23 protein-coding genes are annotated in these 26,577 nt (G+C 37.1%); 19 read left to right on the top strand and 4 right to left on the bottom strand.

Annotated elements, in window-relative coordinates:
• Positions 1–92 precede the first annotated feature (92 nt).
• From VZD24_RS01900 to VZD24_RS01870, 7 genes are all read left to right on the top strand, one after another.
• Entirely contained in the window at positions 93–1,556 is a 1,464-nt protein-coding gene (locus VZD24_RS01900; protein ID WP_342686477.1) for an alkaline phosphatase family protein, read from the top strand.
• 109 nt (positions 1,557–1,665) lie between these two features.
• Entirely contained in the window at positions 1,666–2,925 is a 1,260-nt protein-coding gene (locus tag VZD24_RS01895) for an MFS transporter (protein WP_342686478.1), read from the top strand.
• Between the two features lie 137 nt (positions 2,926–3,062).
• Positions 3,063–6,095 (top strand): DNA polymerase III subunit alpha, encoded by a 3,033-nt coding sequence (locus tag VZD24_RS01890; protein ID WP_342686479.1) that lies wholly within the window; start codon positions 3,063–3,065, stop codon positions 6,093–6,095.
• Positions 6,096–6,231: 136 nt separating this feature from the next.
• The gene (dinB, locus tag VZD24_RS01885; RefSeq protein WP_279447792.1) at positions 6,232–7,449 is read left to right on the top strand and encodes a DNA polymerase IV; all 1,218 of its coding nucleotides are present in this window, start codon (positions 6,232–6,234) and stop codon (positions 7,447–7,449) included.
• A 149-nt stretch (positions 7,450–7,598) separates the two neighbouring features.
• Positions 7,599–9,023, top strand: coding sequence for an L-serine ammonia-lyase (locus VZD24_RS01880; protein ID WP_342686480.1), 1,425 nt, complete (start codon positions 7,599–7,601; stop codon positions 9,021–9,023).
• A gap of 119 nt (positions 9,024–9,142) precedes the next feature.
• Positions 9,143–9,961 (top strand): 3-methyl-2-oxobutanoate hydroxymethyltransferase, encoded by an 819-nt coding sequence (gene panB, locus VZD24_RS01875; RefSeq protein WP_279447790.1) that lies wholly within the window; start codon positions 9,143–9,145, stop codon positions 9,959–9,961.
• 177 nt (positions 9,962–10,138) lie between these two features.
• Positions 10,139–10,774 (top strand): RluA family pseudouridine synthase, encoded by a 636-nt coding sequence (locus tag VZD24_RS01870; protein WP_279450261.1) that lies wholly within the window; start codon positions 10,139–10,141, stop codon positions 10,772–10,774.
• Here VZD24_RS01870 and VZD24_RS01865 read toward each other — a convergent pair.
• The 4 genes from VZD24_RS01865 to VZD24_RS01850 form a co-directional block, all read right to left on the bottom strand.
• The gene (locus VZD24_RS01865; RefSeq protein ID WP_279447789.1) at positions 10,771–11,424 is read right to left on the bottom strand and encodes a response regulator; all 654 of its coding nucleotides are present in this window, start codon (positions 11,422–11,424) and stop codon (positions 10,771–10,773) included. The two genes, VZD24_RS01870 and VZD24_RS01865, sit on opposite strands and share 4 nt — an antisense overlap.
• Positions 11,421–12,074 (bottom strand): sensor histidine kinase, encoded by a 654-nt coding sequence (locus VZD24_RS01860; protein ID WP_342688755.1) that lies wholly within the window; start codon positions 12,072–12,074, stop codon positions 11,421–11,423. Before VZD24_RS01860 ends, VZD24_RS01865 begins: the two co-directional genes overlap by 4 nt.
• A gap of 98 nt (positions 12,075–12,172) precedes the next feature.
• On the bottom strand, positions 12,173–12,898 hold the full coding sequence (locus VZD24_RS01855) for a hypothetical protein (RefSeq protein ID WP_279447787.1): 726 nt from the start codon (positions 12,896–12,898) through the stop codon (positions 12,173–12,175).
• A gap of 3 nt (positions 12,899–12,901) precedes the next feature.
• Positions 12,902–13,249: a hypothetical protein gene (locus tag VZD24_RS01850; RefSeq protein WP_279447786.1), complete on the bottom strand. Its 348-nt coding sequence runs from the start codon at positions 13,247–13,249 to the stop codon at positions 12,902–12,904.
• A 243-nt stretch (positions 13,250–13,492) separates the two neighbouring features.
• On the opposite strand from VZD24_RS01850, the gene VZD24_RS01845 reads away from it, so the two are divergent.
• From VZD24_RS01845 to VZD24_RS01790, 12 genes are all read left to right on the top strand, one after another.
• Complete coding sequence (locus tag VZD24_RS01845) at positions 13,493–14,086, top strand: Pvc16 family protein (RefSeq protein ID WP_279447785.1); 594 nt, start codon at positions 13,493–13,495, stop codon at positions 14,084–14,086.
• The gene (locus VZD24_RS01840) at positions 14,083–14,958 is read left to right on the top strand and encodes a hypothetical protein (protein ID WP_342686481.1); all 876 of its coding nucleotides are present in this window, start codon (positions 14,083–14,085) and stop codon (positions 14,956–14,958) included. Before VZD24_RS01845 ends, VZD24_RS01840 begins: the two co-directional genes overlap by 4 nt.
• An 8-nt stretch (positions 14,959–14,966) precedes the next feature.
• Positions 14,967–16,391 carry a phage tail sheath family protein gene (locus VZD24_RS01835; protein WP_279447782.1) on the top strand — a complete coding sequence of 475 codons (1,425 nt, stop codon included), beginning with the start codon at positions 14,967–14,969 and terminating at the stop codon, positions 16,389–16,391.
• Between the two features lie 91 nt (positions 16,392–16,482).
• Positions 16,483–16,920, top strand: a complete 438-nt coding sequence (locus VZD24_RS01830) for a phage tail protein (protein ID WP_279447781.1) — start codon at positions 16,483–16,485, stop codon at positions 16,918–16,920.
• Positions 16,920–17,360: a phage tail protein gene (locus VZD24_RS01825; RefSeq protein ID WP_279447780.1), complete on the top strand. Its 441-nt coding sequence runs from the start codon at positions 16,920–16,922 to the stop codon at positions 17,358–17,360. Before VZD24_RS01830 ends, VZD24_RS01825 begins: the two co-directional genes overlap by 1 nt.
• Before the next feature lies 1 nt (position 17,361).
• Positions 17,362–17,520, top strand: a complete 159-nt coding sequence (locus tag VZD24_RS01820) for a DUF5908 family protein (protein WP_279447779.1) — start codon at positions 17,362–17,364, stop codon at positions 17,518–17,520.
• Complete coding sequence (locus VZD24_RS01815) at positions 17,520–18,206, top strand: CIS tube protein (RefSeq protein ID WP_342686482.1); 687 nt, start codon at positions 17,520–17,522, stop codon at positions 18,204–18,206. The genes VZD24_RS01820 and VZD24_RS01815 overlap by 1 nt, the downstream gene beginning before the upstream one ends.
• A complete protein-coding gene (vgrG, locus tag VZD24_RS01810; protein WP_342686483.1) occupies positions 18,207–19,952 on the top strand; it encodes a type VI secretion system tip protein VgrG in 1,746 nt (581 codons plus the stop codon).
• 101 nt (positions 19,953–20,053) lie between these two features.
• Complete coding sequence (locus tag VZD24_RS01805) at positions 20,054–20,347, top strand: PAAR domain-containing protein (RefSeq protein ID WP_279447776.1); 294 nt, start codon at positions 20,054–20,056, stop codon at positions 20,345–20,347.
• Between the two features lie 30 nt (positions 20,348–20,377).
• Complete coding sequence (locus VZD24_RS01800; RefSeq protein ID WP_279447775.1) at positions 20,378–20,785, top strand: GPW/gp25 family protein; 408 nt, start codon at positions 20,378–20,380, stop codon at positions 20,783–20,785.
• A 6-nt stretch (positions 20,786–20,791) separates the two neighbouring features.
• Complete coding sequence (locus VZD24_RS01795; protein ID WP_342686484.1) at positions 20,792–23,929, top strand: baseplate J/gp47 family protein; 3,138 nt, start codon at positions 20,792–20,794, stop codon at positions 23,927–23,929.
• Entirely contained in the window at positions 23,917–26,577 is a 2,661-nt protein-coding gene (locus tag VZD24_RS01790; protein ID WP_342686485.1) for a baseplate wedge protein, read from the top strand. Before VZD24_RS01795 ends, VZD24_RS01790 begins: the two co-directional genes overlap by 13 nt.

Here is a 26,577-nt window from a genome sequence, read left to right as displayed (position 1 = left end):
ATGATTGTGCCAGCAGAATGATTATGACAGGATGTCAGAATTCAACTTCAAGAATTTTATTAGTAGCTTTACTTCCCCATTAATAATACAAAATGAAAAAACGCTTTAGAAGCACGAATCCCGTGGTGGTTGGCCTGGCAACGGGGCTTTATCCTTTTATTTATAATTATTATTCCAATTTCACTTTGGTGGATTCTTTGGGCCAGTTATACTTTTTTGTGGCGTTTTTTTTATTAGTGCCGGTAGCAATTAATATTTGCATAAAAATAGCTTCCAAAAAAATACCTTTTGTAGCCAAAAATTATATACTGTTATTAACCCTATCAAATTTAGTTGGGTTTGCGTCTTTGCTTACTTTCAGCATCTTGGGGCCAAAGAAAAAAATTATTCTTCTGGTTATAGTGTTGGTGTTCCTACTGGCTCTTTTACTTAAAAAACAATTAAAGAAAATTATTTTTCTGCAATATCTGTTAGCTCTGATTGTGGCATTTCAATTGGGTTTTTATATAATTAATAATTTAAACTTTTCTACTCAATGGAAACAACTTCCGGATACTATTTTGGAAGCCAAGTTTAAGAAAAAACCAAACGTATATATTATTCAACCTGATGGCTATGCCAATGCCAATATGCTTAAAAAGCCGCCGTACGCTATAGATAATAGTGCTTTTGAAAATTTTTTAAGTGAAAATAATTTCAAGATTTATCCAAATTTTCGCAGCAATTATTCCAATACGGTTACTTCCAATAGTTCAATGTTTGCAATGAAACATCACTATTATAAAAATCCAAAACCTAGTTCAAAAGAAGCATTTGGCTTGCGGAAAAGTATTGCTGGCAACAATGCTACCCTTTCAATCTTTAACGAAAATGGATATAAAACTTCATTGTTAATAGAATCGCCATACCTTATTGTTAACAGACCAAAATTGGGGTACGATTACAGCTCCATTGCTTATAACAACCTCTCCTTTTTATCGCGCGGGTTTGATATGAATGTAAATGTTGTTGCCGAAATGGAAAAAGCCATTGTAGCGAACAAAGACCAAACAAACTTTTATTTTGTAGAAAAAATACTGCCCGGACATATTCCGGTATCCAAAAGCGGTTCTGAAGGCAAAGAAATAGAAAGAGAAAATTACATTGATAATCTCGAAAAAGCAAATGTTTGGTTACGCCAGATGATTACTTTAATCACCGAAAACGATCCTTCGGCATTGGTTGTAATTGTTGCAGATCACGGAGGTTATGTGGGCTTTAATTACACTGGGGAGCTCAAAAGAAAAGTAAAAAACGCTACCCTTGTAAACTCTATTTTTGCCGCCACCCTCGCCATACGGTGGCCCAACAACGAAGTCCCCGAATTTGACACTGACTTAAAAACAAACGTAAACCTCTTCCGAATTTTATTTTCATATCTCGCCCAGGAGCCAACGTATCGCAACCAATTGGAAGACGACGGTAGTTTTTTAATTGTAAGCCAAGATGTTCCGTTTGGCGTTTATGAAGTTATTGACGGAAATGGAACTTTCGTTTTTAACAAGGTTTCTTTTTAACTTCTATTTACAGCCAATATTATTAAGTAGTAAACAGTTTTTACGGCAGTAACAGTTTTTTAAAATCTGTACTTTTACTAAAGCTATCATTTTACAAACAATAACTTCATTGAAAAATATTTCTCGTCAACACGTTCTTTATATTACGTTACTAATTTTGGCCGGGGAATCTGTTTTTATTCTTCCTTTTGTATTGGCGCGTGTCTTTCGGGCAACGGTACTCGAAGTTTTTCAAATTAATAATACCGAACTGGGGCTTTGCTTCTCGGTTTATGGAATTGTAGCCGTTTTCTCCTATTTATTTGGTGGTCCTTTGGCAGACAGATTCCCGCCCCGTAAATTGATGGGCACAGCTTTATTACTTACAGCATTGGGCGGATTGGTGTACGCAAACTCTCCTTCTCTTAAAACATTAACGATTCTCTACGGCTTCTGGGGGTTTACAACTATCTTTCTTTTTTGGTCAGCAATGATAAAGGCTACTCGGGTATGGGGCGGTAGCGAAAACCAAGGAAAAGCTTTTGGCTTTTTAGACGGTGGCCGCGGATTAGTAGGAGCGCTCTTTGGGTTGCTAGGAGTGTTTGTGTTCTCCCTTTTCGTTTCAGATATTCAGATAACTTCAAAGGAACAAATAAAAGCCTTTCATTATGTTATTTATGTTTCCTCGGCACTTGTGGCCTTAATAGGAATAATTGTATTCTTTTTCCTAAAAGTTGACGAAGAGGCTGAAACTACTACTCTGGATAAAATAACTTTTAAAAATATAAAAACAGTTTTAAAACTTCCCGCAGTTTGGCTGCTAATGATAATTATAATATGCGCTTACGTAGGTTATAAAATAACCGATATATTTTCACTTTATGCCAATGATGTAATGTTGTATAATGAAGTTGATGCCGCCAAAACAGGAACATTCTTATTATTTATTCGCCCCGTTGTTGGGGTTGTTATCGGTTTTCTTGCAGATCGTTCCCGCGCATCTATCTACTTATGTGTTGGCTTTATACTTTCTATTTTTGGAGCAATACTTTTTTCCTCCGGAATTGTAAATGAAGGCACAGATATCTTATTTTTTCTTTCAATAATAATCACCGCTGTTGGGGTGTACGCCGCTCGCGTTCTTTATTTTGCTGTTATGGAAGAGGGCAATATTCCGTTGGCATTAACAGGAACGGCGGTGGGAATAATATCCTTTATGGGCTATACTCCCGAAATTTTTGCCGGCCCAGCAATTGGATATTTTTTAGATGCATCGCCGGGAAAAGAAGGACATCAAACAGTTTTTTGGATGTTGGCAATTTTTTCGGCGGTAGGGTTTGTGGCTTCATTCATTTTTTACCGAATTTCAAAAAAAGCAGCATCTTTTTAACTTTCTATTTTTAAAAAAAGTCGCAACGCAAAGTCTAAAAGCACATTGCAACTACTACGAGTAAAAAAAATATTTTCTTCGTAATTTTTACTTAATTAATGGAAATATTCCATAATTTTGGAATAAATCCAATACACATGTTTTTAAATTGCCACACTTACTACAGCCTGCGTTTCGGAACTCTGAAAATAAGCGATTTACTGTGTTTGGGACAGGAAAATAGCGCTACGTGCATGGTTCTTACAGATGTAAATTCTACTTCGGCTTGTTTGGAGTTTGTCCGCATTGCTTCCGAGTATAATGTAAAACCAATCTTGGGCGTAGATTTTAGAAATGGCGCCAAACAACAATTTATAATTTTAGCGGAAAACAATGTTGGTTTTCAAAATATAAACCAATATTTATCTGAATTTCTCCATCAAGCCGAAGGAACTAAAAGTGCTGAAATTCCAGCCAAAGCCAAACAAATGCCCAATACATTTGTTGTTTATCCCTTTGCTTCTTTTAAAGGCGAAACGCTTTCGGAAAATGAATTTCTCGGTGTAAAGATTGAAGATATAAACCGGTTAAAATTTTCGCCTTGGAAAAACAAACAGCACAAATTGGTGGTATTACAAACCGTTACCTTCAAAAATAAAAAAGGTTTCAATACACATAGATTGCTTCGTGCCATAGATAATAATATGTTGCTTAGCAAATTGCCAACTTCGGAACAGAGCAGCGAGAACGATGTGTTTATTTCGGAAGAAAAACTAAAAAAATATTTTGAAGAGTTTCCGCAACTAATTAAAAACACCGAGCAACTTTTAGAACGTTGCCATATTTCTTTTAATTTTTCAAAAGAAACCACTTGCAATCAAAAATCGTACACTACGAATGAAGATTTGGATTTCCGATTGCTAAAAAAATTGGCGTATGCAGGCATACATTACCGCTACAAACGCCCGGGTCAACGGGTGATGGTGCGGATAGAAAAAGAATTGGGCATTATAAAAGAAAAAGGTTTTGTCTCGTACTTTTTAATTAATTGGAAGATTTTAAAATACGCGCGCAGCAAAGGATATTTTTACGTGGGTCGTGGCAGTGGCGCCAACAGTATTATTGCTTATTTGTTGCGAATTACAGATGTAGATCCGGTAGAGTTAGATCTGTATTTTGAACGTTTTATAAATCTTTACCGAAAAAATCCGCCCGATTTCGATATTGATTTTTCTTGGAAAGACCGCGACGATATTACAGATTTTATTTTTAAAAAATTTAAAAACACAGCTCTTATAGCTGTTTATAACACTTTTAAATTTAAAGCTTCCGTTCGCGAATTGGGAAAAGTTTTTGGCCTGCCAAAAGAAGAAATAGATAAACTTTCCACCCAAAACTACAATATTAAAACCTTGGATAAATTGTCGCAATTGGTAATTATGTACAGTCAATATATACAAGGATTTCCAAATTATTTAGGTATTCATGCAGGAGGTATTTTAATTTCCGAAAAACCAATTCATCATTACACTGCTACTTTTATGCCGCCTAAAGGCTATGCTACTACACAATTTGACATGGTAATTGCAGAAGACATAGGGCTTTATAAGTTCGATATTTTAAGTCAGCGTGGATTGGGAAAAATAAAAGAAGCCGTTGAAATTGTTACATACAACCACCCCAAAATAACGCCTTTAGACATTCACGATATAAAACGTTTTAAGAAAGACGAAAAAATAAAAACCCTGTTGCGTAACGCGCAGGCAATTGGCTGTTTTTATGTGGAATCGCCCGCCATGCGTATGTTGCTTCGCAAGCTGCAAGTAGATGATTATTTAGGTTTGGTGGCGGCAAGTTCGGTAATACGGCCGGGCGTGGCAAAAAGCGGCATGATGCGCGAATATATTTTGCGCTACCGTTTTCCCGAAAAAAGAAAAGAAGCGCATCCCGTTTTACTAAATATTATGCCCGAAACGTACGGCGTAATGGTCTATCAGGAAGATGTAATAAAAGTAGCGCATCATTTTGGCGGTCTAGATTTAGGCGAAGCAGATATGTTGCGAAGAGGCATGAGCGGCAAATTTAGATCGCGGGAAGAGTTTCAAAAAGTGAAAGATCAATTTTTTAATAATTGTAAAGATGCGGGAAGAGATGAAAAATTTACAGCAGACGTTTGGCGGCAAATTGAAAGTTTTGCTGGTTATGCCTTTGCAAAAGGACATTCTGCCTCGTATGCGGTAGAAAGCTACCAAAGTCTTTTTCTGAAAGCTTACTATCCGTTGGAATATATGGTGGCTACCCTTAACAATGGCGGCGGTTTTTACAGTATAGAACTGTATGTACACGAAGCGCGAATGCACGGCGGAAATATTCTGCAACCCTGCATCAATCGCAGTTATGGTGAAACTATTATTGACGGAAAAGACATTTATATTGGATTTGGTTTTTTACAATCCTTAGAATCTAAACTCATTGAGAAAATAATTGTTGAACGCGACAAAAATGGCGCTTTTGAAAGTTTAGACAATTTTTTGGAACGCGTTTCCATCGGAACGGAACAACTAACAATTCTTATAAAAATAAACGCTTTTCGTTTTACGGAAAAAAACAAACGCGAACTGCTTTGGGAAGCGTATATGAAAATCAACAAAGTGAGTTTTGAAGAAAACACTTACACACTTTTTAGGCCGAAAAAGATTGAATACAAAACCCCTTCCCTTCCCCACACCGCGCTGGAAGACGCTTTTGATGAAATGGAATTGTTGGGTTTTCCGCTGTGTAGCCCTTTTGATTTGCTTATAAATGCTTCGGAAAATAAATTACGGGCAGCGCAACTTTCGCAATTTATAGGAAAAACAATCACCATTGAAGGATATTTAATAACCACCAAAAGAACCAGAACCTCCAGAGGCGATTACATGTATTTTGGAAACTTTATAGATCGTGATGGCGATTTTATAGACACGGTACATTTTCCGCCGGTAAACAATCAATATCGCTTTCGCGGAAAAGGAGTTTACAGCATTACCGGAAAAGTAACTGAAGAGTTTGATTGTATAAATATTGAAGTTTTTAAAATGGAGCGAATGGGGATAATTCAGGATCCGAGGTATAGCCCCCTAGCCCCCGAAGGGGGAATCGTTACGAATAATAGGCGCACTACTTTAGAGAATAGACATAAGACTTTTTGACCATAAAAACCTTTGCGGCTTGGCGAATTTGCATGCAATTTTTCTCGCAAAGACGCAAAGACGCTAAAAAACCAATAATAATTAAAAGATTCCCCCGTAGTTTATCCTGAGCGTGAGTAGAAGGACGGGAATGAATATGAACGACAAAAGAAATATAGTACATATGGATTTGGACACCTTTTTCGTGTCCTGTGAACGCTTGTTGGACAACAAACTAATTGGAAAACCTGTGTTAATTGGCGGCACAAGCGATCGTGGCGTAGTGGCTTCGTGTAGTTATGAGGCCCGTGCTTTCGGAATTCATTCCGCAATGCCAATGAAATTAGCCAGACAATTATGCCCCGAAGCAATTGTGGTTCGTGGTGATGCTGGCACCTACAGCAAATTTTCAGAAAACGTAACCGATGTTATAAAAGAAAGTGTACCGCTTTACGAAAAAGCTTCCGTAGATGAATTTTACATTGATTTAACGGGAATGGATAAATTTTTTGGTTGCGAAAAATTAGCTTCAGAATTACGGCAGCGCATTATAAAAGAAACTGGACTGCCTATTTCTTTTGGCCTTTCTATCAATAAAACGGTATCAAAAATAGCTACGGGCGAAGCAAAACCGAACAATCAGATTCATATTGCAAAAGGAACCGAGAAACCGTTTCTTTCGCCTCTATCAGTCAATAAAATACCCATGGTGGGCGAAGTTACCTACCGCGCTTTATGCGATCTCGGCATAAAACAAATAAAAACCATACAGGAAATGCCGGTGGAAATGATGGCGAAAGTTTTTGGGAAAAATGGGCAGACTATTTGGCAAAAAGCGAACGGAATAGACAATACGCCCGTACAGCAATACACCGAACGCAAATCTATTTCTACCGAACGAAGTTTTGACCGCGATACCACCGACGTAAAAAAACTTGAAGGAATTATAATTGCAATGGCAGAAAATTTGGTTTTTCAATTAAGACGTGGCAATAAACTCACCGCTTGCGTAACATTTAAAATTCGATATTCAGACTTTCAGACTTATACTATGCAGCAAAAAATACCGTATAGCTCGGCAGACCATAAAATTATTCCGGTTGTTATGGAGCTTTTTAAAAAACTATACCAACGTAGGCTTTTGGTACGAATGGTTGGAGTACGGTTTAGCCATTTGGTAGAAGGCGGATTTCAAATAGATTTGTTTGACGATAACGAAAAAATAATCAACCTCTATCACGCCATGGACAAGATGCGAGACCGTTATGGCGACCGTGCCGTAATGCGTGCTGCGGGAATGGAAGCTAAAAGCATTGGGCGTTGGAATCCGTTTACGGGAGCACCACCGCCCTTATTGCCCAATAGACGACTCTAATATGTAAAACGGCACATATTCCACTGTAAAACAGTAGTTTTTAATTCAGAAGTATTCAAGTTTAAATAAATAAAGTAAAAACATAACACAATACAGAATTCCCAATTCGGTATTAAATAAGATGCTATCTTTGTTTTTAAAAGTATTTTATGGAAAGCATTAGTGTTTTTGATATGTTATCAATTGGCGTTGGGCCTTCGAGTTCGCATACATTAGGACCGTGGCGCGCGGCATTGCGATGGATAGAGGAGCTAAAAGAAAGAAAACAGTTTGCCGAGGTACGCGGAATAAAAGTAGATCTGTACGGCTCTTTATCATTAACAGGAAAAGGCCATGCTACAGATATTGCGGTAATGTTGGGGTTAACCGGTTTTGACCCCGTAACATTTCCCATTGAAAATATTGAAAAGGAAATCGATTTTATTACTTCAGAAAATAAACTGAAGCTAAACAATGAGTTGAACGTACCCTTTATTCCGAAGGAAAATATCATCTTTAATCGAAAATTTCTTGAGTTTCACCCTAACGGAATGACGTTTACGGCAACTTTACAAAACGGCTCAAAAAAATCTTCGTCCTTTTATTCCATCGGTGGCGGATTTACCGTAAAAGAAGAAAGAAAGAACAAAAAGCTTAAGCAAGATAAGTTTGCAAAATTTCCATTTCCAATTCAAAACGGAGCTGAGCTTGCAGCGTATTGCAAAGCCGAGAATAAAAGCATTTCCGAAATAGTACTCGAAAACGAAAAATCGCTCCGAAGTGAAACCGAAATAAACGAAGGTCTGAAAAAAATATGGGACGTAATGCTAGATTCCATGTATGTTGGCACCCATACCGAAGGTATTTTGCCCGGTGGGTTAAACGTTACCCGACGCGCTTTTGACATGAACAAAAATCTAATTGGGGAACATACTTACAACGGCGCAGACGAATGGATTGCTGCCATTAGAAATACAAAAGTTCATTTTCGCCAAATATTAAAATGGGTTTCGTGCTTTGCTTTAGCGGTTAACGAAGTTAATGCTTCTCTTGGCCGCGTAGTAACTGCTCCCACCAATGGTAGTGCCGGCGTAATTCCCGCAGTAATGCTGTATTATATGGTGATAGAAAACCACGATGCCAATTTTGAAGACGTTCGAAAATTTTTACTCACTGCCGGCGAAATAGGAAGTATTTTTAAAAAAGGAGCTACAATTTCTGCAGCTATGGGCGGTTGTCAAGCAGAAATTGGCGTTTCGTCATCTATGGCAGCTGGCGCACTCTGCGAGTTGATGGGCGGCACACCGGACCAATGTTTAATGGCTAGCGAAATTGCAATGGAGCATCACCTTGGGCTTACCTGCGACCCAATTGCAGGTTTGGTGCAAATACCTTGTATTGAACGCAATGCAATGGGCGCAATAAAAGCTATAAATGCTTGTGAAATGGCACTGGACAGCGATCCTGCGAAAGCAAAAGTACCGCTGGACAAAGTAATCGCCACGATGTGGGAAACAGCTAAGGATATGACTTCAAAATATAAAGAAACCAGCGAGGGCGGACTGGCAGTGCAAGTAAACATTAGCGACTGTTAAAACGCATAATTTAAAACATCCTAAAATTGTTTCGTTCGTTTCTAAAAATTATTTAAAATTTTAAATTGCCCATCTAAAATCGTAAATTCTTACTTTTACCCCTCAATTTCATAAAAACTATGAGTACAGCTAAAAAAGAATACAAGCGAATTACTACCAAAACTTTGGTAGATATGAAAAAGAAAGGTGAAAAAATATCGATGCTCACGGCATACGATTTTACCATGGCAAAAATTGTAGATAGCGCCGGAATAGACGTAATATTGGTGGGCGATTCGGCTAGTAATGTAATGGCTGGACACGAAACAACGCTCCCAATTACCTTGGACCAAATGATTTACCACGCCGCTTCTGTGGTTCGCGGTATTGAACGAAGTTTGGTGGTAGTAGATTTACCTTTTGGAAGCTACCAAAGCGATCCAAAGGAAGCCTTGCGTTCTGCTATTAGAATTATGAAGGAAAGTGGCGGACATGCAGTGAAATTGGAAGGCGGAAAAGAAGTAAAGGAATCTATAAAACGAATTTTAAACGCTGGAATTCCAGTGATGGGACATTTGGGATTAACGCCCCAGTCTATTTATAAATTTGGAACATATACGGTTCGCGCAAAAGAGGAAGAAGAAGCAGAAAAACTTATTGAAGACGCTATCTTATTAGAAAAAACTGGATGTTTTGCGATTGTTTTAGAAAAAGTTCCTGCCAAGCTTGCCCAACAAGTAGCCGAAAAAATAAGCATACCCGTTATTGGAATAGGCGCTGGAAATGGCGTTGATGGTCAAGTACTAGTAACCCACGATATGCTCGGAATGACTCACGAATTTAATCCGCGGTTTTTAAGGCGTTACTTAGATCTTTATTCAGACATGAAAAATGCTTTTAGCCAGTACAGTAATGATGTAAAAAGTGGCGATTTTCCAAATGATAGTGAACAGTATTAAAATTTTTCGCTTAGCATTTCATAAATATAATAAACCCTTATTTCAAAAATTAGTACATCAATCTTGATCGTTTCTTAATGCAATTATTTAAAAAACATTAAATCCTTCTCCATTTCAAATTCTAAAACACATAGTACCAAGGATAATCTTCAGGTTTTATATGAAGATAATCATTTAATAGTGGTAAACAAGCGTCCGGGCGATCTTGTGCAGGGCGATAAAACGGGAGATGCACCTCTTTCCGAAGTAGTAAAACAATACATTGCCGAAAAATACAATAAGCCAGGGGCGGTATTTTTAGGCGTGGTACACAGATTGGATCGGCCTACAAGCGGAATTGTAGTTTTTGCTCGAACATCAAAAGCGTTGGGACGTTTAAACAAAATGTTTTCCGAAAGAGAAACCGAAAAAACATACTGGGCTGTGGTAAAAAATGCACCACCAAAAATTGAAGATTCGTTAATTCATTATTTAAAAAGAAATTCGAAGCAAAACAAATCGTACGCCAACGCCCATAAAGTTCCTGACAGTAAAAAAGCAATTTTACAGTATAAACTTTTAAAGAAATTAGACAATTATTATTTATTGGAAATACTACTGGAAACAGGAAGACATCATCAAATTAGAGCGCAGCTCGCCGCTATTGGTTGTGCAATTAAAGGCGATTTAAAATATGGCTCAGACCGAAGTAACCCGGATGGCAGTATTCATCTTCACGCCAAAAAACTAACAATTACCCACCCGGTATTAAAGAAAAAAATTGTTTTTGAAGCACCCACCCCAGACGATTCGGTTTGGAATGCTTGTACTTAAATTTTAATTAAATTCTTTTTTAAGGCAAAAAGCACTAACCCTACCCTATTTTTAATATTGAGCCGTTTAAAAAGATCTTGGCGGTACCCATCTATGGTTTTGGGGCTAAGGGCCATTACATCTGCAATTTCTTTATATGTCATTTCCGAACAAGCCAATTTCATAAAGGTGAGTTCGTTTTCCTTAAAATCATGAATTTTTCCCTCATCATCTGGCGTAAGGGAATGTAAAAGAGTTTCAGCTACTTTCTCGGAATGATAATATCCCTTTTGTTGTAATTCAACGAGTGCTTCGTTTAAAATTTCTGGATGTATATCTTTTAACAAGTACCCCTTTACACCTTGCCGTAGCATTTTTAAAATAGTTTGCTCGTCGTCTTCCATAGAAAGAGCTAGAATTTTTATCTCTGGATGGTGAGCTCCCAGCCATTCGGCAGTTTCAAAACCGTCCATAACCGGCATATTGATATCGAGCAAGATTATTTCTGGAAGAACATTTCGTTTATGAATTTCGGTTTGTAATTCCTTTCCATTTTTGGCGATAAAGAGAACATTGAAATCGGTAAATGAATTAATAAGTTTAGCCAACGATCGTGCAAAGAGCGAATGATCATCAACAATTACAATGGTATTTTTATGGCCTGCCTTCATTTGTTTCCTTTATAAGAATATCCTAAGGTTAACTGTGTGCCCTTTCCTATTTCAGATTTTATTAAAAATTTTGCATCAATAAGTTGTGCACGACTTCTCATGGTTTCCATACCAGAACTATCGGTTTTTAATGCGGTGTTAAAACCAATACCATCATCTATAGCTACAATATTAAGAGATTTCTCTTTATAATCTAAATGTACGAATAATTTTGAAGCTCTGGCGTGTTTAAGCACATTTGAGAGAAATTCCTGTAAAATTCTAAAAATTATAATCTCATTTGCACTACTAATTGGAATTATATCGCCAGTTATTTTTAGGCTGGCATCTAGATATCCCAAGCGTTTAAATCTATCCAATTCTACTTGCAAGGATGCTAAAAGACCATTTTTAAGTATAACGTCGTTATTAAGCACTTTGGAAAGTGACCGAATTTCTTGTACCACTTCCTGTATAAGTTCTTTAGTTTCGTTTATTTGTCCATAGAGTGGTTTGGGTGCGGCGTTCATTAAAACATTTAATTGAATATTGGCAACGGAAAGCAATTGGCCTACGTTATCGTGAAGTTCCCATGCTATATTTTTAAGCGTTTGTTCCTGGATTTCAATTTGCGAATCTGCCAGTTCTCGTTGATAACGTTGCTCTGCCAAATATCGTTCTTGTAAAAATTTATTTTTTCTGCGTTGAAAGGCCATAAAAAAAATAACCACAAACAGAACCAATAAGAAAATGATTGCTATAAAATATATTAATAAGAGGATTTCTTCTTTCTCGAGCATACTATAAAACCAAGGATAAAGGTGGAATACATAAATATGTTTGCGTATAACAGGACATTTACGTGCAATTTAACAAATAAATCATTCCCGCCCTCAAGATTAAAATATTGCGAAAAAATTTCAATTGGCGTTACGCACAAATGAAAAACCAGTACACCAACTGAAAGATAAAAGGGCAAGAATCTTTTTAATTGTAACAACAAGTCACTCCGCAACAGTTCAAAATAAAAAAGTGCAACGCTAAAAAACACTAATAATGTACCTACAATGCTTACAAATTGTGATGTAGATTTAAAAAAACTATCGGTATATATGTAAAGTCCTAAAGACAGAATTACAAACAATGCAACCAAAAATGTAAAGACATTTTTTAAAACAGTATTTTTTACAAAAGAAATAAAATAGAGCACAAAAAAAGAATATCCTAAAAGCGAATAAAGATTGTACCACCAAAAGTTATTTTCAAAATTGGTTCCTTTAATAAATGGTAAAAACTGGTAACCAGAAAAATAGGCAGCCGGCGCGTACGAGCCTACAAACTCAACAAAAACGGTTATCCATAGAAAAAGCACAAAATATTTCGCGCTTTTAAACCACGGCCGTGTTACTTTTAAGTAATAGGTACCCGCTAGTGCGGCCAATATTTCCACAAAAACTATGGGAAATATAAAACGCAAGAAATCACTTATTTCCAATTTCTAGTAATTTTTAGGAGGCCAACCGTTTATTCCTTTATTAAGTGGCTCTAAACTATAATCGTTTGCCGCACCTGAGGTTACCCCCAAAGTAGGTGCTAAAAAAACCGTTGCTTTATCAGTAGTATCATTGTCATAGGCACCAAAATAAACACGAATTCCAGGATTTAAACTTCCCGATCCGGCTTTTACATAATTTAAAAACTGTTCAAGTTCCGCTACGCTAAATAGAAATTCGCGCGTATCTACTGACCCCATAGAGCGTTCAATATCTACGGCACGAGTAGCTACCCAGTTATCCTGTAATTGCCTTGCTTCGGCCACTGTAATACAATTTGTTGGTTTAGACATAATTTATTCTTTAGGTTAATTACAACTAAAGTAGTAAAAACAATCTAAGCAATGCTTTCAATAATGTATAAATAGGAAAAATCCTCAGATGCCATAAGATTTTACTTACAGTAGAGACAGGGTTTTCCCTGTTAAAAATATGTAAAAAGCCCATTTAAAAATTAGGTAAAATATTGTTGAATAGCACGTTACATTTCTATATATTTATATTCTTGAAAAATTACGGTTAAAGATTTCCCTCTAATGATCTACGAAACACTCGAAATAGTAAAAGATCAAGTTTCAAAATATCTGGAACAAAAAACCAGTGATGCCAATTTAGTAGTACTGGAGAATGTTTCAAAATACGACAATCCTGATATAAATACAATGAATGATAAGGTGGTGCTTTCACTTTTAAATATAGAAGAAGAGGTAGCCCTAAAAAACAATCCAAATGTGAAGTTTAAGAATGGCGAGACCATTTACAAAAACCCCGCAGTTCATGTAAACATTTTTGCGCTTTTTGCGGCCAATAGGACCACGTACACCAGCGCATTACGCGATGTATCGTTTATTATAGAATTTTTTCAATCAAAAAAAATATTTACACAAGTTAATACGCCATTAAATCCTGCGATTCCTGCATTGTCTAATATTAAGGAGTTCCGATTTATCGCAGAACTCTATACACCCACTTTTGAACAGTTAAATTACATCTGGGGCACATTGGGCGGAAAAGCCCTACCGGCCGTACTTTATAAAATTAGTGTGGTGAAAGTTGAAAGTACCGCACTATTTGAAAAAGGCACCCCAATTACAGAAATTTCCGGAACCTTTAACAACATAACAAAATGAGTTTTCGCACTACATACAAGGTTCTGTTCAAACTAAATGTATATCATCATTATTTTTTAGATAATGGCGCCACAGCTTTTGACAGTAATTTGGGCTTAAAGGAACAGCAGCTTACGAAATATAATTTTGAAGATTTCTGCCAGATAATTCCTTCGGAAAAAACCCAGGAAATATTTAACGGAAACCGAATTGTTTTTAAAACGTTCCCTGCTGGGTTTACAATTTATATTCAAGCAGACGAAACTACTCCTAATTCTGGCACCTACAAACCATATGTAAATTTGCCGCAGACTACAATCTTCAATTTCTTAATTTATGTGAAAGATTCACTTTTTGAAAATTATTCTACAGTGAATTCAAAACCGCCGATCCCCTATTTCTTTTCAAACAAAAAGCCAGATACCGAAGGTGTTTCCTTTAAATATATAGATTTGGAAACCACTACCCTACCCATTTCAGATTTTACTATAAACCAAGCCAGCTATACTGAAATAAGCAAAACCCTTTCAGAAAAGGAAAAATTGGGTCTCTTAGGAATTATTTCATTAGAGATCAGTGGCGACGACACCATTCCTTTTGATGGAAACGCCCGAAATATCTTAAATGTAAGCGGAACCATTCCAGCGAACCCAAAAACTTTTAAAATTCAATTTAAAAATCGTAAAACTATTTGGAATTACCGTAATGCAGTAAATAGCAACTTGCTCCACTCTACAGATCCTACCGAACTTCCATTAGCCAAAAATGGTATTATCGGGTATAGTTTCGATGGAAAAGAACGCCCATCTGCAGCCCCTTCGCGACTTATTTTTGAAAAAGATGGCAGCGGAAATATCATTAAAACAATTTCAGAAATTTATATTAATCAATAACAAAAACTATGGCAACTACGTACAAAACACCCGGAGTTTATGTGGAGGAAATATCTAAGTTTCCCCCATCAGTGGCTCAAGTGGAAACAGCAATTCCGGCCTTTATTGGCTACACAGAAATCAGTGATGCTTCAGTGCAAAACAAACCAAAACGCATAGTATCATTACTGGAATACGAAACCTATTTTGGCAAAGCACAAAATGAAGCCGCAATAACCGTTACAATAAATGATACCATTGACAGTGGCCCACCTTTAAAACTAACCGACCAAAAATTTACTGTTGCAATGCCTTCTACTAGCCCCTTTGTTATGTACTATGCAATGCGAATGTATTTTGACAACGGCGGCGGACCCTGCTATATCTGTTCGGTCGGCGATTATTCGGGTGGCAGTGTAAGCCAGGTTGCACTCGTTGGCGGCTTAAACGAATTAGAAAAATTTGATGAACCAACGTTGTATGCTTTTCCTGATGCAATGGCCGTATCTACTGCAGATAGCTATTACTCGTTAATAAATAAAGCTTTGAGCCAGGCCCAAAAACTAAAGGATCGTTTTGTAATTATTGATGCCTTCGCAAATAACAGTGCAAATATTCGAAGTTCATCAACTTTGGGTAATGGCGTATCATTATTAAAATACGGAGCTGCATACCATCCTTTTTTAAGAACAGTGTACAGTTATGCCTATGCAGATTCGGCAGTGACGCTAGCCCACAGTGTTACTGACGAAACAAATACAACTTCAACAGGTGTTTATGACGGTAAAAAACTTGATGAACTTGCCGATAGCGGTGATTCGGATTTCAACTTAATTTTGTACAATAAAATTAAAACCGAATTAGAAAAGCAATACGTAACGCTACCCCCGAGTAGTGCCATGGCCGGAATCTATGCAAGGGTTGACAGCAACCGTGGGGTCTGGAAAGCACCTGCCAATGTATCTATAAGTGGAGCCGTAGAGCCTACTATAAAAATTACGCACGAAGCACAACAAGATTTAAATATACATACCTCCGGAAAATCTATTAATGCAATCCGTTCGTTTACCGGAAAAGGTATTTTGGTTTGGGGTGCGCGTACACTTGCCGGCAACGACAATGAGTGGAAATACGTTCCCGTGCGTCGTTTCTTTAATATGGTTGAAGAATCTGTAGAAAAAGCATCTGCACAATTTGTGTTTGAACCAAACGATGCAAATACGTGGGTTAAAGTGCGTGCTATGATTGAAAATTTCCTGACGCTGCAATGGCGTGCGGGAGCACTGGCAGGAGCCAAGCCCGAACAAGCATTTTATGTACGTATTGGGCTGGGACAAACAATGACTGCAGACGACATCCTAAACGGAATCATGAATATTGAAATAGGCATGGCAGCAGTCCGTCCAGCCGAGTTTATTGTACTCAAGTTTTCACACAAAATGCAAGAGGCTTAAAATAAATTAGTAACAACCAGTATAAACAATAACCAGAGATTCAAAAAGCCCATTTTTAGGGAATTTGGAAACTCACTTAAATCATAACAAGATGGCCAATACATATCCATTAGTAAAATTTCATTTCTCAGTAGAATGGGGAGGAACAAACATAGGTTTCACCGAAGTAAGCGGACTAGATGTAGAAACCGAATTGATAGAATACCGCAATGGTGCCAGTCCAGAATTCAGTAAAATAAAAATGCCTGGGATGCAAAAGTATGGCAACATTACCTTAAAACGGGGTTCATTTGCGAACGACAATGAGTTTTACCAATGGTGGAACACCGTTAGTTTAAACACTATTGAACGTCGCGATATAACTATTTCATTGCTGAATGAAGAACACGCACCGGTTTTGGTTTGGAAAGTAAAAAATGCTTTTCCCGTTAAAGTGCAATCCACAGATTTAAAAGGCGATGGTAACGAAGTGGCCATTGAAACCCTTGAGATTGCACACGAAGGACTTTCTATTCAAAACGGTGATTAATGGGCACAGATTACCCACCCGTTAGTTTTCATTTTTTGGTGGAATTCAATGGAATTTCCTCACAGAACAAAGACGCTCAGTTTCAATCTGTGATGGGTTTATCTGTAGATATTGAAACCGAAGAATTTGCCGAAGGGGGCGAAAATAGATTTAAACACAAGTTTCCGGTTAGATCTAAATTTCCCAACCTCGTTTTAAAACGTGGTATGGTAACAGATTCCGAATTAATAAAATGGTGCCGAAACGCTATTGAAAGTTTTCAGTTTGAACCTGTAGACCTTACGGTAAAATTACTAAACGAAAAACACGAGCCTATTATAACGTGGAATGTTGTACATGCATATCCGGTTAAATGGGATGTAGCCGAACTTAATGCCGAAGAGAGCAAGGTAATGATTGAAACCATAGAATTAGCGTATAACTATTTTACACTCGTTTAAAATGCCCATAGAAATTAAAGAATTACATATAAAAATTAATGTGAACGGCTCTGAACAATCCAATGCTACTCCCAATAAATCCCGAGCCAAAGCCGAAGCTATTATAAAATCTTGTGTTGAAGAAGTAATGCGAATTGAATCTAGAAAAAAAGAACGATAATGAAGGGCGAATTAAAAAAACTGAAGATAATAGGTTTTAAAGATGATAAGTTCACAGAACCCGTGGGCGATGGCGAATTTACTTCTCTATTGAACCCCGAGAAATACACGTTTAAATATAAAGTAGAATATACCGAAGCGCAAGGCCAAGGCACGAGCGCCACACAACCCAAATATTTACGCTCGGTACCTGAGGATTTAGATTTACAATTCCTTTTTGATCGTACAGGCGTTCTTAACGGTCAGAGTAATAAGTTAGGCGATGGTATAATTGAAGACATTGAAAAATTTAAACGAATAGTTTTTGATTATAACGGCGATGAACACAAACCCAATTATTTAATGATTGGTTGGGGAACATTATTATTTAAGGGAGTCCTCGCCGAAATGTCTATTGAATACAAACTCTTCTCGCCCGAAGGCGTACCCCTACGAGCTGTGGTAACAGCTAGTTTTAAAGGACTTGTGGAAGATAGTTTGCGTGTTGCTCGCGAAAATAATAACTCACCAGATTTAACGCACATACGCATGGTAAAGCAAGGCGATTCCTTGCCGTTAATGACTTTTAGAATTTACGGCGATTCAAAATATTACTTGCAGGTGGCCGCTGCAAATAATCTAATTAACTTCCGAAGACTGCAACCAGGGCAAGAAATAATATTTCCACCAATAGAAAAAGTTTCATAAATGAATAATAGCAGAACCATAGACACCGCTCGTAGCGCAGATTTAGTAAGCTTCAACATATTAATTGAAGGTGCCGAGCTTTCCGCTGTTTATCAAATAAAAAATATTTCAGTAGAGAAAGAAATTAACCGAATCCCTTTTGCACAATTGGTGTTTTTTGATGGAGATGCGGCTTCCCAAAATTTTGGGCTAAGTAATGAAGATTTACTTATTCCAGGAAAAGAAATTGAAATTAAGGCGGGTTATCATCACGACAATGAAACTATTTTTAAAGGAATCATTATTAAACACAGTATAAAAATTCGTGAAAACTCGTCAGTCTTAATTGTAGAATGTAGAGATGAAGCCGTTAAAATGACCATAGGTAGAAAAAGCAATTATTACTACGAAAGCAAGGACAGCGATATTATTGAAGAAATTATTGGCAAATACAACTTGCAGAGTGATGTTGAAGCTACAACTTTCACTAATAAAGAAATAGTACAATACCGAACTTCAGACTGGGATTTTATAATAACACGTGCCCAATTAAATGGTCAGGTTTGTAGGGTGGACGATGGCGAGATTTTTATTGCCAAGCCAGATCTTTCAGCAGATGCAATTGAGACCGTTGCTTTTGGTGCTACATTGCTGGATTTTGATGCTGAAATGGATGCCAGAAATCAGTTTAGTTCTATAACTGCTTTTGGATGGAACCCATCAGATCAGGAAATTGTTTCAACCGAAGCCATAGACCCAACCTTCGCTTTAAATGGAAATATTTCAGTTTCAGATTTAGCCAGTGTCATAAACCTCGAAGATCTTGAATTGAAACATGGAGGGAATTATAATTCAACGCAACTTCAACAGTGGAGCGATGCAAAAAACGTATTTCAGCAACTTTCAAAAACGCGTGGCAGGGTAAAATTTCAAGGAATTTCAGGCGCCAAACCAGGTACCATGCTCAAACTGGAAGGAGTAGGCGACAGGTTTAATGGCAAAATTTTTATAAGCGCCGTTCGCCACGAAATAGCCGATGGTAATTGGACTGTAGATGCAGAATTTGGCGTTAACCCCAAATGGTTTAGTGAAACCTATGATATTACAGAATTACCAGCCTCCGGAATAATACCCGCCGTAAGTGGTTTGCAAATTGGGGTTGTTTCGCAATTAGAATCAGATCCCGATGGAGAGGATAGAGTTTTAGTAAAAATACCTATCATAAATAAAGACCAACAGGGCATTTGGGCGCGAATTGCAACATTAGACGCCGGAGACAATCGCGGATCCTTCTTTCTGCCCGAAATTGGCGATGAAGTTATTGTAGGGTTTATAAACGACGATCCAAACCACGCCGTAATTCTTGGAATGCTTCATAGCAGTGCAAAACCCGCACCCATTACAGCTTCCGATAACAATCACGAGAAGGGATTTGTTACCCGTAGTGAAATAAAATTAATTTTTAACGATAAAAATAAATCCATCATTCTTGAGACACCCGGAGGAAAAAATATTCAAATAGATGAAGATGCCGGAGTAATTAAAATAGAAGACGACAATAGAAATACTATTATAATGGATGACGGCGGAATTGCAATAGAAAGTGGTAGCGATTTAAATATAAAAGCAACCGGCGATTGTAATATAGATGCAACCAATATTAATTTAAAAGCAAACGCTCAATTTAAAGCCGAAGGTAGCGCCGGTGCCGAAATTTCAACCAATGCCGTAGCCGTATTAAAAGGATCGTTGGTACAGATAAATTAAAGGTCTAAACCACAATAATCAGATCTAAAGTATTTTACAATGGGTGATATACTAAAGACACTAAAATTATAAATTAAAAAATATATCTAAAAACAAGCACAATGCCAGCAGCAGCCAGAATAAACGATATGCACATATGCCCAATGACAAATCCAAATGGCAGTCCACACGTTGGCGGGCCGATTATGCCACCTGGCGAACCCACGGTACTAATAGGTGGACAACCAGCGGCAATAGTTGGCGATATGGCTACCTGTGCCGGACCGCCAGACTCAATAATTTCAGGTTCGTCAACGGTATTTATTGGAGGCAAGCCGGCAGCGCGTATGGGCGATAGCACCGCCCATGGGGGTAGTATTGTATTGGGAGAATTTACCGTTTTGATTGGAGGATGAAATTGAGATTAACAATTATGATTTAAGAATATGAATACCGAAACATTTTTAGGAGAAGGCTGGAGTTTTCCGCCACATTTTGATAAAAAAACAAACCAAGTTGTTACCACTGCCGGTATAGCCGACATTAATAAAAGTTTGGAAATTCTTTTATCTACGCGATTGGGCGAGCGTATCATGTTGCCCAATTTCGGTTGTAATTTAGAAGAGCTATTGTTTCAACCCTTGGATGTTACTCTAAAAACATATATAACCGAATTAATTGAAACTGCAATTCTGTATTTCGAACCTAGAATTGATACCCAAAAAATAACCCTTGATACCACAAACGAATTGAATGGTGAAATTTTAATAAAAATTGAATATTTAGTTCGCATCACAAATTCGCGAGCTAATATGGTATTTCCATTTTATAAAAATGAAGGTACAGAAGCTTAAAAAATTATGGCAAAAGATTGCGAAAATAAATTCTTAATAAACCATATGGGTACAGAACAAACCCAGAGGTCATTAAACGATATACTTCCTGAAAATTTCAATTTAAACGATTTTTCAGAAGAAGAATGGATGACGTTTGCATATAATTTTGCAAAGGAAGTGAATTATTTTTCAACAGAAAACGCAACTGTACCTACAGGAAATTGGGAGTCATTTTTTGTTGAAAAAGAAAAAATTGCAACTTTTCTTACAAAGGCAGAAACTTCAAACCAACTCTCCCCCCACCTCGCGCTTTTTATGTGTTTTTTGAAATTGATGAAAATTTCTAAAACCCGATTTAATGCGCTTACAAAAAGACACCTCGATTTTTATTACAACGAAATATTACAAATAAAGAAAAGGAATCCAGTCGCCGACAGTGTTCATCTAATTTTTGAATTGGCCAAGAATTTCACAAATTCTAAAGTAGATGAACACACGCTACTGGAAGCTGGCAAAGACGGTACTGGCAAGCGTCTTCAATATGCTACTAACAAGGAAGTTATTATCAATAATACAGAAGTTGGTTCAATAAAAAGTGTATATCACCACAGAAAAACAAAAACAATTAATCCGAATGAAATTAATGGGCTATTTTCTGCCCCAGTAACAAATTCGGCAGATGGCAATGGCGAACCCTTTAAAGATGATCCCAGCTGGTTCCCGTTTGGTTATCCATCATTTTTTAAACCCGAAACACCTTTAGCAACACCTAAGCTGGGTTTTGCAATTGCAGCTCCTACCCTTAATTTGGCAGAAGGCGTGCGGATAGTACAATCTATTTTTAATCTCGAAAAGTCCATTCAAGTTTTTAATGTTCAACAGATTATAAATTGCATTGACGTGTACGCCACTGGCGAAAAAGGTTGGCTGGGCCCTTTTAAGGTTTTTGAATCGGAAAATGGTTTCACCTCTGCTATAGGAAATAAAGTAGTTCAATTATGTGTAAAAATTGATAAAACCGAAGAACCCATCGTTCCTTACAATAAAGAAATTCATCAAGAAAATTTTCAAACCGACCAACCTGTATTTCGGTTTTTAATAAAAACGAAGCAACCAGAATTTAGTGCAGGATATTTATTATACACCGAATTACTTCAAAAAAAAGTAAATAAAGCAACCGTAAAAGTATCTGTTTCCGAAGCCGAAAAACTGTTGCTTAAAAACGATTTCGGCAATTTAGTTGCCAATAAGCCTTTTTATCCCTTTGGAACACAACCTATGGAGCGTTCTGCTTTTTATATAGACTATCCCGAAGTTTTTGCCAAAAAGTGGGATAATATTACAATTAATGCTACGTGGTTAAATACTCCCAACGACTTTAAGGAACACTACATAGCCTACCGAAGAGACGAAAATAATTTTAATCTTTCGCCAAATCTGTATTTTAAAACCTTGTATTACAATTTTAATGTAGGGACCAAAATATATGCAAAGCCAGCAGGACTAACCTATACCCCTACCGCAAACACTTCTAATCTTTACGTAACGGGCAATGATTATTTTAAGGCAAAAATCGCTGTAGAGAACAACGAAGATTTTATAAATGTGAATTCTGCCTTCTCCCTATTCAACAAAAACGGAAATATTTTTGAAGCCAATTTATCGCTCAACAACACAAATTATACTACTGGAAAAAACGGACCTATAAAAATGTCGTTAAACCAACCGTTTTTACACGCATTATTCCCCAAAGTTTATGCACTAGCGCTTACCACCGAAGAAGACACAGTATTACCAAATGAACCTTACACCCCAATTATTGAAAAAATTGAATTATCATACACTGCATCGCAAGAAATTACATTTGTCGTTTCCGAAACTACCAACCTCGAAAAGATTCAGCTATATCAGGAACATCCATTTGGGCAAGCAGCAACTACCAACACTTTAGTACCAACTTATTGTGCTGGTGGCGAACTCTATATTGGTCTCGCAAATACTCAAGCACTGCAACAAGTGCAGTTGTTGTTCCAATTATTGGAAGGTACCGAAAACCCATTAACTGAAAGTTTCGCAGCTAATGAAAAAATAGTTTGGGCAGTACTTTCCAATAATTCGTGGATGGAGCTTTCGAGTGAGTTTTTAGTTGGAAATACAACAGATAATTTTCTAAAAACCGGCATTGTTTCTATTACTATTCCAAGAGAAGCCACAGATAACAATACGTTGTTACCGTCAGGATTGGTTTGGTTACGCGCTAAAAGCACCAAGCCTTTTGATGCGGTTTGCAAGTTTATAAACATTCATGCACAAGTTATTACCGCCACTTTTGAAGATCACGATAACGAGTTAAATCATTTAAAAAACGGGTTGCCTGCAACCACCATTAGCAAACTTACTGAGCGCAATTCAGCAATCAAAAAAGTAACACAACCGTACAATTCGTTCGGGGGGCAGCCCGAAGAAAGCGACGATAGTTATTATAGACGCGTTAGTGAGCGAATTCGCCATCGCGATCGCGCCATTTCCTTGTGGGATTACGAACATTTAATTCTCGAAAAATTTCCCGAAGTTTATAAGGTAAAGTGTCTAAACCATACAAAAGACACAGATTATCACGATCCCGGAAACGTTACCATCGTGGTTATTCCGGATATTCAAAACAGCAACGCATTCGATGTATTTCAACCACGATTAAGCACTGCAAAACGCAATGAAATTCGAGATTATATAAATGAACTTAATTCGTTTTTCATTTCAGCAGAAATAATTAATCCAAATTATGAAGAAGTTGAGGTTACCCTCAGCGTAAAATTTAATGTTGGTTTTGATGAAAACTTTTACACGAAACAATTAGAGGAGGATATTAAAAAATACCTGTCTCCTTGGGCATATTCCGAAACCTCTGTATTAAACTTTGGCGTTGTCTTTCATAAAAACAAACTTATATCATTTTTAGAAAATCAATCTTACATAGATTATTTAGCCCATGTAATTGTAAAGCACAGAACGTCGGAAACTGCTGTATATACCGAAAAATCAAATATTATACCCTCTAACCCAAAAGCAATTTTGGTGTCGGCAAAAAAACATTTCGTTACCGCTATGCAATCAAATTGCAAGGTACAAACCCCTAAAAACCCAACGGTATGTCTTCCGTAAAAACATATAATACAATAGCGAAGAACACTTCCAGCTTGGACGATCTAGATTTTGATTTTCTTCGAAAAAAAGGAATTGAATATATTGAGGCATTGGGTAGTGCAATGTGGACAGACTACAACGCTCACGATCCAGGAATTACTACTTTAGAAGTGTTATGCTACGCAATAACCGATTTGGGCGCTAGGCTTTCACTGCCATTGGCCGATATCCTAGCGGAAGAAGACAATCCCAAGTTTTTAAATGAACAATTTCTTACAGCCGAAAATGCATTGCCCATTAAGCCTGTAACAGCCTTGGACTACCGTAAATTATTTATAGACATAAAGGGGGTAAAAAATGCTTGGTTAAAAAAGCACGAAAAAACCGTTTTTGCCAATTGCAAAGAAAATAAGCTTTCCTATAAACCCTATACAATTGATGAAAAATATAAAAAAGAGTTTGTACTCAACGGTTTATACGATGTTCTAATTGAATTGGATGAACTAAATGCCGAAATATTCAATACGCAAGCAAAGCAGAAAAAAGAAATAAAACGACTTAAAGAAAAAGTGCGAACTACCTACCACGCGCACAGAAATATTTGCGAAGACATCGTAAATGTTGAAGAGGTAACAGAACACCCCGTAGCAGTATGCGCAATCGTGGCCTTAAAACCAGAAGCTGATGAGGAAAAAGTACATGCCGAAATTTTATATACAATAGACGAATACCTATCGCCCTCCCTCCGCTTCTACTCGCTAAAGGAAATGTTGGATAAAGGCTATAAAACCGACGATATTTTTAACGGGCCGCTACTAAACAACGGGTTTATAGATTTAACTGAATTAAAAAACACAGAACTTCGAAAAGAGGTTCGAATAACGGATTTAATAGATTTAATTCAAAAAATAGATGGCGTTGAGGTTATTCGCGATATAACAATAAATAATTGTGATGGTAAAACCGAAACTAAAAAAATATGGAATTTGTGTGTTCCTGCAGGCAAAAAACCAAAACGTTGCGACAAAAGCTCATTTAGCTATTACAAAGGTTTTCTGCCATTGAATATAAATGAAGAAATTGTTGAAAATCACCTACAGGCCATTTACGACAAAATCACGTCCAATATTCTCGATATTGCTTCACAAAAAAAATCGTTGGATTTGCCTAATGGAAAGTACTATGGGGTGGAAAAATACAACAGTATTCAAAATGATTTTCCCGAAGTGTACGGTGTGGGCGAATTAGGCGTGAAAAGTACCGCTACTACAGAAGATCGCGCCAAGGCAAAACAACTAAAAGCGTATCTGCTCTTCTTCGATCAAATCTTCGCGAGCTATTTCGCACATCTAAAAAATGTAAAAAATCTTTTGTCTATAAATGGCGAAATTGATAAAAGCTATTTCACACAAGTTGTTGAAAACGTCAAAGATCTTTCAGAATTGGTCTCGGCAAATTATTCAACCGATGAAAATATAACCGATATTTTATTTTCAGACCTCGACAATAAAGTAGAACGCCGTAATCAGATTTTAGATCACTTACTTGCGCGCTTTGCCGAAAATTTTAGCGAATATGCCTTTTTGATGAAACAGCTGTACGGCAACAATACAGATGCAGCAGTTATTAAAACCAAGGAGCGATTTTTACAACAATATGGTAAAATTGGCTGTGAACGTCCGTTGAGTTTTAACTATTACGAGCAGGAAAATGAAGATTTGTGGAATACTGAAAATGTTTCGGCATTTCAAAAACGAATTGCTCTTTTAAGTGGCAATCCAAACGTGTCCAGAAGAAATTTCTCCGATGATCCTTTAGAAATTTATGAAGAAATTGACACAGACGGAATAATTGAGTACCGCTTCCGTTTTCGCAGTAAAAACAAAACTATACTGTCATCTTCGAGCAAGCATTACCACAATTTAGCCTCGCTATTCAAAGAAATTTTAGACGTAAAAAACTACGGACGTTTTTCAGAAAACTATGAGATAAAAGTAAATAAAGCCGGAAAATTCTATTTTAATCTAACCAATCCGAATGTTCCCGATCAAAACGATGAAGATCATGTAATAGTGCGAAAAATTTCGAGTTTCACTACAAAATCGGCCGCGGAAACTGCCATTGAAAAAACAGTTGAATTTATAAATACGTTAGATTTTAACGAAGGAATGTATGTAATTGAGCATATTTTACTTCGGCCAGATGTAACAAAAAATACGGCTCCAGAAAATACATTTTTACCAATTTGCACTGAAAACTGTGAGGGTTGCGAAGGCATAGATCCTTATTCTTTCCGAGTATCAATAGTATTGCCCGGTTGGACGGAACGGTATAGCAACGTAGATTTTAGACGGTTCTTGGAGAATTTAATTCAAAAGGAATTGCCCGCCCATATAATGGCCAAAATATGTTGGATTGGATATCCGAAAAGTTTCGATACCAAAGGCGAGGAAAATGAAATGATGGTGCTGGAAGAAGCCTACAAAGAATGGCTATTTGCCAAGACCGATATGGGGCAAAAACAACCCAATACAAAACTGAAACGTTTAATTAAAATCATGAGTACCCTGCATACAATTTATACTCAGGGCAAACTTCACGATTGCGATGACGATGAAGAACAACAAGATATTATCCTAGGTAGGACCAACCTGGGGAAACTTTAA

Origin of the sequence: Aequorivita flava (assembly GCF_038742595.1) — a bacterium.
Classification (GTDB): Bacteria; Bacteroidota; Bacteroidia; order Flavobacteriales; family Flavobacteriaceae; genus Aequorivita; species Aequorivita marisscotiae.
Note: the sequence above shows the minus strand (reverse complement) of the source record. Positions and strands in the feature narration are given on the sequence as shown.